The organism is Mycolicibacterium vinylchloridicum (assembly GCF_013404075.1).
Taxonomy (GTDB): Bacteria; Actinomycetota; Actinomycetes; order Mycobacteriales; family Mycobacteriaceae; genus Mycobacterium; species Mycobacterium vinylchloridicum.
In genome coordinates, this window is the sequence record NZ_JACBJQ010000040.1 from 39,625 (window position 1) to 52,260 (window position 12,636).

General features: G+C 67.3%; 14 protein-coding genes. 12 read left to right on the forward strand and 2 right to left on the reverse strand.

Annotated elements, in window-relative coordinates; genetic code table 11:
- Window positions 1–2: 2 nt before the first annotated feature.
- The 6 genes from priA (at window position 3) to HPC46_RS25525 (ending at window position 4,658) form a co-directional block, all read left to right on the forward strand.
- Window positions 3–737 (forward strand): bifunctional 1-(5-phosphoribosyl)-5-((5-phosphoribosylamino)methylideneamino)imidazole-4-carboxamide isomerase/phosphoribosylanthranilate isomerase PriA, encoded by a 735-nt coding sequence (gene priA / locus HPC46_RS25500; RefSeq protein WP_179474980.1) that lies wholly within the window; start codon window positions 3–5, stop codon window positions 735–737.
- Complete coding sequence (locus HPC46_RS25505) at window positions 737–1,540, forward strand: inositol monophosphatase family protein (RefSeq protein WP_179474981.1); 804 nt, start codon at window positions 737–739, stop codon at window positions 1,538–1,540. Before priA ends, HPC46_RS25505 begins: the two co-directional genes overlap by 1 nt.
- Entirely contained in the window at window positions 1,540–2,313 is a 774-nt protein-coding gene (hisF, locus tag HPC46_RS25510; protein WP_179474982.1) for an imidazole glycerol phosphate synthase subunit HisF, read from the forward strand. Before HPC46_RS25505 ends, hisF begins: the two co-directional genes overlap by 1 nt.
- On the forward strand, window positions 2,310–2,657 hold the full coding sequence (hisI, locus tag HPC46_RS25515) for a phosphoribosyl-AMP cyclohydrolase (protein WP_179474983.1): 348 nt from the start codon (window positions 2,310–2,312) through the stop codon (window positions 2,655–2,657). Before hisF ends, hisI begins: the two co-directional genes overlap by 4 nt.
- A gap of 146 nt (window positions 2,658–2,803) precedes the next feature.
- A complete protein-coding gene (locus tag HPC46_RS25520; protein WP_179474984.1) occupies window positions 2,804–4,045 on the forward strand; it encodes a cytochrome P450 in 1,242 nt (413 codons plus the stop codon).
- Window positions 4,038–4,658 carry a TetR/AcrR family transcriptional regulator gene (locus HPC46_RS25525; RefSeq protein WP_179474985.1) on the forward strand — a complete coding sequence of 207 codons (621 nt, stop codon included), beginning with the start codon at window positions 4,038–4,040 and terminating at the stop codon, window positions 4,656–4,658. Before HPC46_RS25520 ends, HPC46_RS25525 begins: the two co-directional genes overlap by 8 nt.
- On the opposite strand, the gene HPC46_RS25530 is transcribed toward HPC46_RS25525, so the two are convergent.
- A complete protein-coding gene (locus HPC46_RS25530) occupies window positions 4,655–5,458 on the reverse strand; it encodes an ABC transporter ATP-binding protein (protein WP_233716679.1) in 804 nt (267 codons plus the stop codon). The two genes, HPC46_RS25525 and HPC46_RS25530, sit on opposite strands and share 4 nt — an antisense overlap.
- On the reverse strand, window positions 5,458–5,922 hold the full coding sequence (locus HPC46_RS25535; protein WP_179474986.1) for a peroxiredoxin: 465 nt from the start codon (window positions 5,920–5,922) through the stop codon (window positions 5,458–5,460). The genes HPC46_RS25530 and HPC46_RS25535 overlap by 1 nt, the downstream gene beginning before the upstream one ends.
- Before the next feature lie 53 nt (window positions 5,923–5,975).
- On the opposite strand from HPC46_RS25535, the gene HPC46_RS25540 reads away from it, so the two are divergent.
- From HPC46_RS25540 to HPC46_RS25565, 6 genes are all read left to right on the forward strand, one after another.
- Window positions 5,976–7,496 (forward strand): anthranilate synthase component I, encoded by a 1,521-nt coding sequence (locus HPC46_RS25540; RefSeq protein WP_005148983.1) that lies wholly within the window; start codon window positions 5,976–5,978, stop codon window positions 7,494–7,496.
- Window positions 7,493–8,092 carry a TIGR02234 family membrane protein gene (locus tag HPC46_RS25545; protein WP_179474987.1) on the forward strand — a complete coding sequence of 200 codons (600 nt, stop codon included), beginning with the start codon at window positions 7,493–7,495 and terminating at the stop codon, window positions 8,090–8,092. The genes HPC46_RS25540 and HPC46_RS25545 overlap by 4 nt, the downstream gene beginning before the upstream one ends.
- Before the next feature lie 78 nt (window positions 8,093–8,170).
- Window positions 8,171–8,989, forward strand: coding sequence for an indole-3-glycerol phosphate synthase TrpC (trpC, locus tag HPC46_RS25550; protein WP_179474988.1), 819 nt, complete (start codon window positions 8,171–8,173; stop codon window positions 8,987–8,989).
- Window positions 8,990–9,025: 36 nt separating this feature from the next.
- Window positions 9,026–10,264: a tryptophan synthase subunit beta gene (gene trpB, locus HPC46_RS25555; RefSeq protein WP_218894654.1), complete on the forward strand. Its 1,239-nt coding sequence runs from the start codon at window positions 9,026–9,028 to the stop codon at window positions 10,262–10,264.
- Window positions 10,261–11,073 (forward strand): tryptophan synthase subunit alpha, encoded by an 813-nt coding sequence (gene trpA, locus HPC46_RS25560; RefSeq protein ID WP_179474990.1) that lies wholly within the window; start codon window positions 10,261–10,263, stop codon window positions 11,071–11,073. The genes trpB and trpA overlap by 4 nt, the downstream gene beginning before the upstream one ends.
- Window positions 11,070–12,482 (forward strand): prolipoprotein diacylglyceryl transferase, encoded by a 1,413-nt coding sequence (locus tag HPC46_RS25565; protein WP_179474991.1) that lies wholly within the window; start codon window positions 11,070–11,072, stop codon window positions 12,480–12,482. Before trpA ends, HPC46_RS25565 begins: the two co-directional genes overlap by 4 nt.
- The last annotated feature ends 154 nt before the right edge of the window (window positions 12,483–12,636 follow it).

Consider the following 12,636-nt stretch of genomic DNA (forward strand, 5'->3'; position numbering starts at 1 on the left):
GAGTGCCACTGATTTTGTTGCCTGCCGTCGACGTTGTCGAGGGCAAGGCGGTTCGTCTGGTGCAGGGCAAGGCCGGCAGCGAGACCGAGTACGGCTCGGCGCTGGACGCCGCGCTGACCTGGCAGCGTGACGGTGCCGAGTGGATCCATCTGGTGGACCTCGACGCCGCATTCGGCCGCGGGTCCAACCGCGAACTGCTCGCCGAGGTGGTCGGTGCGCTCGACGTGAAAGTCGAACTCTCCGGCGGTATCCGCGACGACGAGTCGCTCAAGGCGGCGCTGGCCACCGGGTGTGCCCGGGTCAACATCGGCACCGCGGCGCTGGAGAATCCGCTCTGGTGTGCCGCCGCGATCGCCGAGTACGGCGAGAAGGTGGCCGTCGGACTGGACGTCCAGATCGTCGACGGGGAGCACCGCCTGCGTGGCCGCGGCTGGGAGACCGACGGCGGCGATCTGTGGCATGTATTGGAACGCCTTGACAGCGAAGGCTGTTCGCGTTTTGTCGTGACCGATGTCACCAAGGACGGTACGCTCACCGGACCCAATCTCGACCTGCTCGAGGGGGTTGCCGAGTGCACCGACGCACCGGTGATCGCCTCCGGCGGGGTGTCCAGCCTGGACGACTTGCGGGCGATCGCGACCCTGACTGACAGCGGTGTGGAGGGTGCGATCGTCGGAAAGGCGCTCTACGCCGGGCGATTCACGCTGCCGGAGGCGCTGGCCGCGGTGAGCCGGTAGTGGATCTCGAGGCCCTGGTGGCCCAGGCGGCGGTGATCCTGGACGACGCGTCCAAACCGTTCATCGCCGGGCACCGGGCCGAGTCGGCTGTGCAGAAGAAGGGCAACGACTTCGCCACCGAGGTGGACCTGGCCATCGAACGGCAGGTGGTCGCCGCGCTGGAGTCAGCCACCGGGATCGGGGTGCACGGCGAAGAATTCGGCGGCGCGCCGATCGATTCCGACCTGGTATGGGTGCTCGATCCGATCGACGGCACGTTCAACTACGCCGCGGGCTCGCCGATGGCCGCGATCCTGCTGGGGCTGCTGCGTGACGGCGAGCCGGTCGCGGGACTGACCTGGCTGCCGTTAACCGACCAGCGCTTCAGCGCGGTGGCGGGCGGACCGGTGTACTACAACGGCGTGGCGCAACCGCCGATCGGGCACAGCGATATCGGGCAGTGCGTGATCGGTATCGGCACCTTCAACGTGGACTGGCGGGGGCGGTTCCCCGGCCGGTATCGACTGGCGGTGCTGGAGAACCTCAGCCGGGTGTGCTCGAAGCTGCGGATGCACGGCGCCACCGGTGTCGACATCGCCTATGTATCGGCCGGAATCATGGGCGCTGCAATCAGTTTCGGTCATCACATCTGGGACCACGCCGCGGGCGTCGCGCTGGTGCGCGCCGCGGGTGGGATCGTCACCGACCTGTCCGGCCAGCCGTGGACACCCTCGTCGCGCTCGGCGCTGGCCGCCGCGCCCGGCGTGCATGCCCATGTCATGGAGATCGTGCAGAACCTCGGCCCACCGGAGGATTACCTGTAATGGACGTCGCCGTACGCGTGATTCCCTGCCTCGACGTCGACGCCGGCCGGGTGGTCAAGGGTGTCAACTTCGAAAACCTGCGCGACGCGGGCGATCCCGTCGAGCTTGCCGCCGCCTATGACGCCGAAGGCGCCGACGAGTTGACCTTTCTGGACGTGACCGCATCCTCGTCGGGACGCGCGACGATGCTCGACGTGGTGCGCCGGACCGCCGAACAGGTTTTCATCCCGCTCACCGTCGGCGGGGGAGTGCGCTCGGTGGCCGACGTCGACATGCTGCTGCGCGCAGGCGCGGACAAGGTGTCGGTGAACACTGCCGCCATCGCACGTCCGGAATTGTTGGCCGAGTTGTCCAGGCAGTTCGGCTCGCAGTGCATTGTGCTGTCAGTGGATGCCCGCACGGTGCCCGAAGGCTCGGCGCCGACGCCGTCGGGCTGGGAGGTCACCACCCATGGCGGGCGGCAGGGGACTGGTATAGACGCGGTTGAATGGGCTACCCGCGGAGCCGAACTCGGTGTCGGTGAGATCCTGCTGAACTCGATGGACGCCGACGGCACCAAGGCCGGCTTCGACCTGAAGATGCTCAAGGCGGTGCGCAAGGCCGTCACGGTGCCGGTGATCGCCAGTGGCGGCGCCGGTTCGGTGGACGATTTCGCGCCTGCAGTGCAGTCCGGTGCCGATGCCGTGCTGGCGGCCAGTGTCTTCCACTTCCGCGAGCTCACGATCGGTCAGGTGAAGGCCGCGATGGCGGCCGAAGGGATCACGGTGAGATGAGCCTCGACCCCGATATCGCCAAGCGCCTCAAACGTGACGCCAACGGCCTGTTCGCGGCGATCGTGCAGGAGCGCGGCACCGGAGACGTGTTGATGGTCGCGTGGATGGACGACGAGGCATTGGCCCGCACGCTGGAAACCCGCGAAGCCACTTACTATTCGCGCTCCCGCGGCGAGCAGTGGGTCAAGGGGGCGACGTCCGGACACACTCAGCACGTGCATTCGGTGCGGTTGGACTGCGACGGTGACGCGGTGCTGCTGGAGGTCGACCAGGTCGGCGGCGCCTGCCACACCGGCGACCACAGCTGCTTTGACGCCGATCAGCTGCTCGGCCCGGAGAGCTAACTCCCAAAGGCGACGTTTGTCGTCAAAATGTATGACCATTGCCCTGATATGCCAATCTGCATTGACCTCAGGTGGTGATGGTCATACACTTCTGATATTAATGTCCGTCAGCTGGCGATACTCTGTCGGCGGAAGTGGAGCGAGCGATGACCGCCACCAGCGTCTTCGAGGCCGGCCTCCCCGCAATCGACTACGGCCTCGATGCCACACCGAAAGACATTCTCGACGATCTCCGACGTGCGCAATCGCGTGCGCCCATCGCCATCGGGCCGATGGGGCCAGAGATCCTGTCCTACGACCTGGCTCGGGAAATACTGCGCGACAACAGATTTCGCCTGCCGCCCGGCATCACCCTTGCGGCGCAGGGCATCACGTCGGGTCCATTGTTCGACAAGCTGACCGGCAGCCTGCTTGGCCTGGACGGCGCACCACACGTTCGATTGCGCAAACTGGTTGCCAAGGCGTTCACTCCTCGTGCGACATCCCGTCTCTCCGAGACGATCCACGAGGTGGTGAACGGGCTGATCGACCGGGTTATGGACGCCGGACGCTGCGACGTCGTGACCGACATCGCGCGCCCCTACCCAACCCCGATCATGTGTGCGCTGATCGGGGCGCCCCGCCAGGATTGGCAGCTCTTCGCGGATTGGACCGAGGAGATCTTCAAGGCGTTCAACTTCCAGCCGGATGCCGCCTTCGACGAGGCTCAGATCATGCGGGCATGGGGTGAGCTCGACGCCTACGTCGACGATATGGTCGCCGCCCGCCGCGACAATCTGACCGACGACCTGCTGTCGGAGCTCATTCGTGCGGAAAGCGATGGAGACCGGCTGAATATCGATGAACTCCGCGGGCTGGTCGCCGGCTTCCTGATGGCGGGGACGGACACGACGCGAAACCAACTCGCGGCGTCGGTGCAGGTGCTCTGCGAGCATCCGGATCAATGGGCGAGGCTGCGCGAGCAACCAGAACTCGGGATGCAGGCGGTCGAGGAAAGCATGCGCCACTCGCCCGCGGCCTGCATCGTGCCACGCGCCGCCGTCGAGGATGCCGAGTTCGGTGGCTATCTGTTCCCGGCAGGGACCTTCGTATTCGCGAACACCTTTGCCGCCAATCGGGATCCGGCGATCTATGACGATGCCGACCGCTTCGACATCGCCCGCACGGACGTGCCGGCGATTCTGACCTTCGGCGGCGGCGCCCACTACTGCCTCGGGGCCAATCTCGCACGCCGGGAATTGGCGGAGGCACTTGTCGTGTTGACCCGCCGTCTGTCTGCACCTCATCGGGTGGGGCCGGCCCCGTGGAAATCGGTGTTGGGAATGACCGGCCCGACAACACTTCCCATCGAATTCGACGTCGACATGCTGGCGACCGCGGATGCGTAGCCGCGGCTGGGCGGGCTCCACACCGACCTCGGACGAGGAGGCGATCGGCCGGATTCTCGATGCGGTGGACGACGTTGTCGCCGAACACGGATCGGCGATACGCCTTGCCGACGTCGCCCGCAGGCTCGGCGTCACCCGCCAGACGGTGTACCGCTATTTCCCGAATGCCGACGCGCTGCTCATCGCCAGCTCGATGCGTGCGGTCGACGGATTCATCGATCAGGTGGTCGAACACGTCAGCGGACTCAGCGACCCGGTCTCGGTCGTCGTCGAAAGCGTGTCGTTCGGCATCGAGAACCTCGTCGGCGATCCGCAGCTGGAGAATCTGTTGACCCTGCGGCACGAGGGTGAAGCCGTCACCTCGCTGACATCCGACACGGCGATCACCTTCTGCTTGTCCGTCTTCCACCGCTTCGACGTGGACTGGGAGTTGCACGGTTTCGACGCCGCCGCGCTGCGCGACCTTTGCGAAATGACCGCGCGCACCGTGCAATCCCTGCTGACCGATCCCAGGCAGCCCTCACCGGACGGCATCGAACTGCGGCGCTTCCTCGGAAGATGGCTCGGTCCGGCGATCCTGCGTCCCCGGATGATGTCGTTGTCGAGGTACTAGACGTCGATCGCCGTCGCCTTCGCGCGGGCCGTCCAGCGGCCCTCGTCGTAACCCACCACGATCGGATGCGAGAACGCGGCCGTGACGTTGTCAGTCGAAATCGTCGCGCGCGCAGGGCCGCTGGCCACCGTACGGCCGTCGGCGATCAGCAGCGCGTGCGTGGTGGTGGTCGGCAACTCCTCGAGGTGATGGGTCACCAAGATCGACGCGACGTCGGGATGCGTCCGGTCCAGGGTGTCGATCGTCTCCAGTAGCTGCTCGCGCGCCGCGACATCGAGCCCGGTCGTCGGTTCGTCCAGCAGAAGCAGATCCGGCTCCGAAACCAGCGCCCGCGCAATGAGAGCGCGGCCCCGCTCGCCCTGTGACAGTGTCGGCCAGACATTCTGGGCCTTACGGGTCATCCCCACTGCGGCGATCATCGCATCGGCCCGCTCGTTCTCGGCCGCAGTCGGCGTCCAGCGATTCGGGATGTCGATGGTCGCGGTGATGCCGGTCAGCACCACCTCACGAACGGTCAGCGGATACTGCAGCCGGTGCCGAGGATTCACGTGCCCGATCGAGTGGCGCAACCGGGCCAGGTCCACCCGGCCCATCTGCTGGCCGAGGATTTCCACACTGCCGGAGGTGGGGAACGTCACCGCCGCACAGAAGCCGAGCAACGTGCTCTTGCCGGCGCCGTTGGGCCCCAACAGCGCCCAGTGCTCACCGGCCCGAACGGTCAGCGAGATCCCGTCGATGATCTGCTTGCCGTCGCGGCGGAACGTCACGTCCGACAGTCGCAGGATCTCCCTGCGCATCATCACGCCGGCTTGCGCGAGCGCAAGACCTCCAGCGCCTTGTCGGCGTGGGCATCCATGTTGACCTCACTGGAGATGACCTCCAGAACCGTGCGGTCGGTGTCGATGACGAACGTCGTGCGCTTGACCGGGATCAGCTTGCCGAGCAGGCCGCGCTTGACGCCGAACATCGTCGCGACGGTGCCATCGGTATCCGACAGCAGCGGATAGTCGAAACTCTGCGAATCGGCGAACCGGGCCTGCTTCTCGACGGCGTCGGTGCTGATGCCGACCCGGCTGGCGCCCAGGGCGGCGAACTCGGAGCCGAGGTCACGGAAATGACAGGCTTCCTTGGTGCAGCCCGGCGTCATCGCGGCGGGATAGAAGAACAGCGCGATCGGCCCATCGGCCAGCAGATCAGTCAGAGAGCGCACGGTGCCGGTCTGATCCGGCAGTTCGAAGTCCGTAACCCGGTCTCCACGTTTCATGGGTGCAGGCTACGCCGGTCAAACCGGGCCGACGGGTCTGGGAGGATGTATCGGTGCAATCCAACCTCGCCGCCACCACCACACGCGAGGAGTTCCGTGCGCTGGCCGCCGAACATCGCGTGGTGCCGGTGACCCGCAAGGTGCTCGCCGACAGCGAGACGCCGTTGTCGGCGTACCGGAAATTGGCCGCCAACCGGCCCGGAACCTTCCTACTCGAATCCGCCGAGAACGGGCGGTCCTGGTCGCGATGGTCGTTCATCGGGGCCGGGGCACCGTCGGCGCTCACGGTCCGGGACGGCGAAGCGGTCTGGCTCGGTGCGACCCCGCAGGACGCGCCCACCGGCGGCGACCCGCTGCAGGCGCTGCACCAGACGATGGCGCTACTGTCCACCGGCCCGCTGGCCGGCGTCCCGCCACTGTCCGGCGGCATGGTCGGGTTCTTCGCCTACGACTTCGTCCGGCGTCTCGAGCGGCTGCCCGAGTTGGCCGTCGACGACCTCGGACTGCCCGACATGCTGCTGTTGCTGGCCACCGATCTGGCCGCGGTCGACCATCACGAGGGCACCATCACGCTGATCGCCAACGCGGTGAACTGGAACGGGACCGACGACCGTGTCGACTGGGCCTACGACGACGCCGTCGCTCGCCTCGACGTGATGACCGAGGCATTGAGCCAGCCGTTGACGTCCAGCGTGGCGACATTCTCCCGGCCCCAACCGCAGCACCGCTCGCAGCGCACCCCCGAGGAGTACAGCGCGATCGTCGAACGGCTGGTCAAGGAGATCGAGGCCGGCGAGGCCTTCCAGGTGGTGCCGTCGCAGCGTTTCGAGCTGGACACCGCCGTCGATCCGATCGACGTCTACCGGATGCTGCGGGTGAGCAATCCCAGCCCCTACATGTACCTGCTGCACATCCCGGATGAGGCTGGGGGAACAGCGTTTTCGATCGTCGGCTCCAGCCCGGAGGCGTTGGTGACAGTCAAGGACGGCTGGGCCACAACGCATCCGATCGCCGGTACCCGGTGGCGCGGCCAGACCGAGGAGGAAGACCAGCTGCTCGAAAAGGAGCTGCTGGCCGACGAGAAGGAGCGCTCGGAGCACCTGATGCTGGTCGACCTCGGCCGCAACGATCTTGGCCGGGTGTGTGTGCCGGGCACCGTGCGCGTGGAGGACTACAGCCATATCGAGCGCTACAGCCACGTCATGCACATCGTGTCGACGGTCACCGGCCTGCTCGCCGAGGGCCGCACAGCCCTGGACGCCGTCACCGCCTGCTTCCCGGCCGGCACCCTGACAGGCGCGCCGAAGGTGCGGGCGATGGAGCTCATCGAAGAAGTGGAGAAGACTCGCCGCGGCCTCTACGGGGGCATCGTCGGATATCTGGACTTCGCAGGCAACGCCGACTTCGCGATCGCGATCCGCACTGCCCTGATGAGCAAGGGCACCGCCTACGTGCAGGCCGGCGGCGGCGTGGTCGCCGACTCCAACGGGCCCTACGAGTACAACGAATCCGCCAACAAGGCCAAGGCGGTGCTCAGCGCGATCGCGGCCGCGGAAACGCTGGGAGCTCCGTGATCCGGATCGGGCAGCTGTTGCTGGTCGTCGCCGCCCTGCTGTTGTGGGTGGCGTCCCGGCTGACGTGGGTGTCGGTGACGTCCTTCGACGGCCTCGGCCAGCCCAAGACCGTCACCCTGACCGGCTCCGGCTGGTCCAACGCCCTGATCCCGCTGGCGGTGCTGCTGCTGGCGGCCGCGGTGGCGGGCCTGGCAGTGCGCGGCTGGGGTCTGCGGGCCGTTGCGGTGCTCCTCGCGGTGGTCACGCTGCTGCTGGGGTACCTCGGCATCAGCCTGATCACGACACCCGACGTCGGACCGCGAGGCGCTGACCTCGCCCAGCTCCCGGTGGCGTCGCTGGTGGCCAGCGACCGGCAGTACACCGGTGCCGGCCTGACGATCGCCGCTGCGGTGTGTGCGCTGGTCGCTGCCGTACTGCTGATGCGCTCAGCGGCCTCGGGGCGGGGCGCCACGGCCAAATACGCCGCGCCCGCTGCCCGTCGCAGCGCCGCGCGCAGCGAGGACGCCGACTCGGCCATCTCGGAGCGGGGCATGTGGGACGCCCTCGACGAGGGCGTCGATCCCACCGAACGACGCCCCGACACCGAGGGTCGGTGACGGATGCGCGGCCTACTACGACTACCCTTCCAAGGACAGAAGCGATCACCATTGCGGCAAGAAGGGATCGAAGTTCGCATGAGTTCGGCAACCGTGCTCGATTCCATCATCGAGGGAGTACGCGAAGACGTTGCCGCACGGGAGGCGATCGTCAGCCTGGACGAGGTGAAGGCGGCCGCCGAAGCGGCGCCGGCCCCCCTGAACGTGTTGGCCGCGCTGCGGGCCCCGGGCATCGCCGTCATCGCCGAAGTGAAGCGCGCCAGCCCATCCCGAGGGCAACTGGCCAACATCGTCGATCCGGCCGAACTGGCCCGCTCCTACGAGAGCGGCGGAGCCCGGGTGATCAGCGTGCTGACCGAGGAGCGTCGCTTCCACGGCTCTCTGGCTGACCTCGATGCGGTGCGTGCAGCCGTCCGGATTCCGGTGCTGCGCAAGGACTTTATCGTCCGGCCCTATCAGATCCACGAGGCCAGGGCGCACGGCGCGGACATGCTGCTGCTGATCGTGGCCGCCCTGGAGCAGCCGGCCCTGGAGTCGATGCTGGAGCGCACCGAGTCGCTGGGCATGACCGCTCTCGTCGAGGTGCACACCGAGGAAGAAGCATCCCGGGCACTGGAAGCCGGCGCCAAGGTGATCGGCGTGAACGCGCGCGACCTCAAGACTCTGGAGGTCGACAGGGACTGCTTCGCGCGGATCGCGCCGGGACTACCGTCCGACACCATCCGGGTTGCCGAGTCCGGCGTGCGTGGCACCGGTGACCTGCTGGCCTACGCCGGCGCCGGAGCCGACGCCGTTCTGGTCGGCGAGGGTCTGGTGACCAGTGGGGACCCGCGCAGCGCCGTCGCCGACCTGGTGACCGCAGGAGCCCACCCGTCCTGCCCGAAACCCGCTCGCTGAGTCGTGGCTGATACCTCCACCCCGAACGTGCCGCGCATGAGTGCGGCCGTCGCGGAGCCCACGGCGCACGATCCTGACGCCCGCGGCCACTTCGGCGCCTACGGCGGGCGGTATGTGGCCGAGGCGCTGATGGCGGTCATCGAGGAGGTGACGGCCGCCTACGAAAAGGCCCGCACCGACTCCGAATTCCTCGACCGGCTCGACAATCTGCAGACCCACTACGCCGGGCGCCCGTCCCCGCTTTACGAAGCGGTCCGGCTCAGCGAGCACCTCGGTGGGGCCCGGATCTTCCTCAAGCGTGAAGACCTCAACCACACCGGTTCGCACAAGATCAACAACGTGCTGGGCCAGGCGCTGTTGGCCAAGCAGATGGGCAAGACCCGGGTGATCGCCGAGACCGGTGCCGGTCAGCATGGGGTGGCGACCGCGACAGCGTGTGCCTTGCTCGGGTTGGAGTGCATCATCTACATGGGCGCGGTGGATACCGCGCGCCAGGCGCTGAACGTCGCGCGGATGCGACTGCTGGGCGCCGAGGTGGTGTCGGTGGAGTCCGGCTCCAAGACGCTCAAGGACGCCATCAACGACGCTTTCCGCGATTGGGTCACCAACGCCGACAACACCTATTACTGCTTCGGGACCGCGGCCGGTCCGCATCCGTTCCCGACGATGGTGCGCGATTTTCAGCGCATCATCGGGCTCGAGGCTCGTACGCAGATCCTCGCCCAGGCCGGCCGGCTGCCCGACGTGGTGGCCGCGTGTGTGGGTGGCGGTTCCAATGCGATCGGTATTTTCCACCCGTTCATCGACGACTCCTCGGTGCGTCTGGTCGGGTTCGAGGCGGCTGGCGATGGCGTCGAAACCGGAAGACACGCAGCAACTTTCACTGGGGGAACGCCAGGCGCGTTTCAGGGTTCGTACTCGTATCTGCTGCAGGACGAAGACGGGCAGACCATCGAATCGCACTCGATCTCGGCCGGGCTGGACTATCCCGGCGTCGGCCCTGAGCATGCATTCCTCAAGGATCTCGGCCGCACCGAGTACCAGCCGATCACCGACACCGAGGCGATGGACGCGTTCCGCCTGCTGTGCCGGCTGGAGGGCATCATCCCCGCCATCGAATCGGCGCACGCAGTGGCCGGCGCGGTGAAGTTGGCGGCGGAGTTGGGGCCTGGGTCGATCATTCTGGTCAACCTGTCCGGCCGCGGGGACAAAGACGTGGAGACGGCGGCCAAGTGGTTCGGGCTGTTCGACAAGTCCGGCCCGGGAGCGTCATGACGATTGCGCACAGCCAGTCGGGTCGGCTGGGTTCGATCTTTGCGGCCTGCCACGAGGAGGACCGGGCGGCCCTGATCGGGTATCTGCCGACCGGTTATCCCTCCGTCGACGTGTCGATCGACGCGTTGGTGGCATTGGTCGAATCCGGTTGCGACATCGTCGAAGTCGGCGTTCCGTACTCCGATCCGGGGATGGACGGTCCGGTGATCGCGACGGCGACGGAGGCGGCCCTGCAGGGCGGTGTCCGCGTTCGTGACACCCTGCGCGCGGTGGAGGCCATCAGTGCCGCCGGTGGCAACGCGGTGGTGATGACGTATTGGAATCTGATGCTGCACTACGGGATTGACGCCTGGTCGCGTGACCTGGCGGCGGCCGGCGGATTGGGCATGATCACCCCCGACCTGATTCCCGAAGAGGCCGACGAGTGGCTGGCCGCGTCTGAGGCTCACGACTTGGACCGGATCTTCTTGGTGGCGCCCTCGTCGACCCCGGAGCGATTGGCCAAGACCGTGGAGGCTTCGCGCGGATTCGTCTACGCGGCGTCGACCATGGGGGTGACCGGTGCCCGCGACGTGGTGTCCAGCGCGGCGCCGGAACTGGTGCAGCGGATCAAGGAGATCTCGGACATTCCGGTGGGCGTCGGGCTCGGTGTGCGCTCACGTGAGCAGGCGGCCGAGATCGCTACGTTCGCGGACGGCGTGATCGTGGGTTCGGCGCTAGTGTCGGCCCTGACCGACGGGTTGGCGGCAGTGCGGACGCTGACCGAAGAGTTGGCCGTGGGTGTGCGACAGAAGGTGCCTGCCTCGTGACGACAACCGTCTTGGCTTATTTCCCGAGCCCGCCGCAAGGTGTGTGGCATCTGGGTCCGGTTCCGATCCGGGCCTATGCGCTGTGCATCATTGCGGGCATCGTCGCCGCGTTGGTGATCGGCGACCGTCGCTGGGCGGCGCGCGGCGGCGAGCGGGGCGTCATCTACGACATCGCGCTGTGGGCGGTGCCGTTCGGGCTGATCGGTGGCCGGCTGTACCACCTGATGACCGACTGGAGAACCTATTTCGCCGAGGGCGGCGCGGGTATCGGGGCGGCGCTTCGGATCTGGGACGGCGGCCTGGGTATCTGGGGTGCGGTCGCTTTGGGCGCTGTCGGTGCCTGGATTGCCTGCCGGCGCAGGGGGATTCCGCTGCCGGCATTCGGTGACGCGATCGCCCCGGGCATCATCCTGGCGCAGGCGATAGGCCGGCTCGGGAACTACTTCAACCAAGAGTTGTACGGCCGCGAGACCACGGTGCCGTGGGGGCTGGAGATCTTCTACCGGCGTGATTCGTCCGGGATGGTCGACGTGCATTCGCTCGACGGGGTGTCGACCGGGCAGGTCGCTTACGTGGTGCAGCCGACGTTCCTGTACGAGCTGGTGTGGAACGTTTTGGTGTTCGCCTTCCTGATCTGGATCGACCGGCGGTTCACGATCGGTCATGGTCGCTTGTTCGCGGCGTATGTGGCGGCCTATTGCATCGGCCGGTTCTGGGTGGAGCTGTTGCGTGACGACACCGCCACCCACATCGCGGGCATTCGGGTGAACTCGTTCACGTCCGTGTTCGTGTTCATCGGCGCGATCGTGTACATCCTGCTTGCGCCGAAGGGGCGCGAGGATCCAGCGACACTGGGCGGCAAGCATGCCGTTGCAGCGCCCGATGAGGAATCGCCGGCCGAGAAGATGGCCGAGGATCTGGTCGCCGTGGCCACGGGCGGTGGTATCGCCGCCGCGGTGACTGTGGCGGCCGAGCACGACCCTGAAGATGCCGCAGCCGTCGGCGACATCGAAGAGCCCGAGCCCCAACCCGAGCCCGAGCCCGAGCCCGAGCCCGAGCCCGAACCGGAGGCGGAAGCCGAGCCCGAACCGGAGCCCGAGGCGGAGCCTGAGCCCGAGCCCGAACCGGAGGCGGAAGCCGAGCCCGAACCGGAGCCCGAGGCGGAGCCTGAGCCCGAGCCCGAACCGGAGGCGGAAGCCGAGCCCGAACCGGAGCCCGAGGCGGAGCCTGAGCCTGAGCCCGAACCGGAAGCCGCGCCTGAGCCCGAGCCCGAGCCTGAACCCGCGGCTGAACCGGAGCCGGAACGCGAATCCGAGCCGGTCGCAGTAGCGGCACCCCCAGCTCAGCGGCGCGAGTTCCGGGCAGTCGTGCGTCGCGTGCTGTGGGGCGTCGAGGTCCATCGCGACTGACTCGGTCTAGGCGAGCAACTTGTCGCCTGTGATGTATCAGGACATCGGTGACAGTTCTGGATCAGGACATTGGTGACAGTTGGTGTATCAGGACTTCGGTGACGTTCCGTCGGTCTTGGGTTGTGGGCCGCTGGGTCGGCCGTTGCCTATGTAG

Excerpts from the sequence above, each read along its gene's own strand:
- HPC46_RS25530 (WP_233716679.1), bottom strand. The coding sequence starts at position 5,458 with ATGATGCGCAGGGAGATCCTGCGACTGTCGGACGTGACGTTCCGCCGC.
- hisF (WP_179474982.1), top strand. The coding sequence starts at position 1,540 with ATGGACGTCGCCGTACGCGTGATTCCCTGCCTCGACGTCGACGCCGGC.
- trpC (WP_179474988.1), top strand. The coding sequence starts at position 8,171 with ATGAGTTCGGCAACCGTGCTCGATTCCATCATCGAGGGAGTACGCGAA.
- trpB (WP_218894654.1), top strand. The coding sequence starts at position 9,026 with ATGAGTGCGGCCGTCGCGGAGCCCACGGCGCACGATCCTGACGCCCGC.
- trpA (WP_179474990.1), top strand. The coding sequence starts at position 10,261 with ATGACGATTGCGCACAGCCAGTCGGGTCGGCTGGGTTCGATCTTTGCG.
- HPC46_RS25525 (WP_179474985.1), top strand. The coding sequence starts at position 4,038 with ATGCGTAGCCGCGGCTGGGCGGGCTCCACACCGACCTCGGACGAGGAG.
- hisI (WP_179474983.1), top strand. The coding sequence starts at position 2,310 with ATGAGCCTCGACCCCGATATCGCCAAGCGCCTCAAACGTGACGCCAAC.
- HPC46_RS25535 (WP_179474986.1), bottom strand. The coding sequence starts at position 5,922 with ATGAAACGTGGAGACCGGGTTACGGACTTCGAACTGCCGGATCAGACC.
- HPC46_RS25520 (WP_179474984.1), top strand. The coding sequence starts at position 2,804 with ATGACCGCCACCAGCGTCTTCGAGGCCGGCCTCCCCGCAATCGACTAC.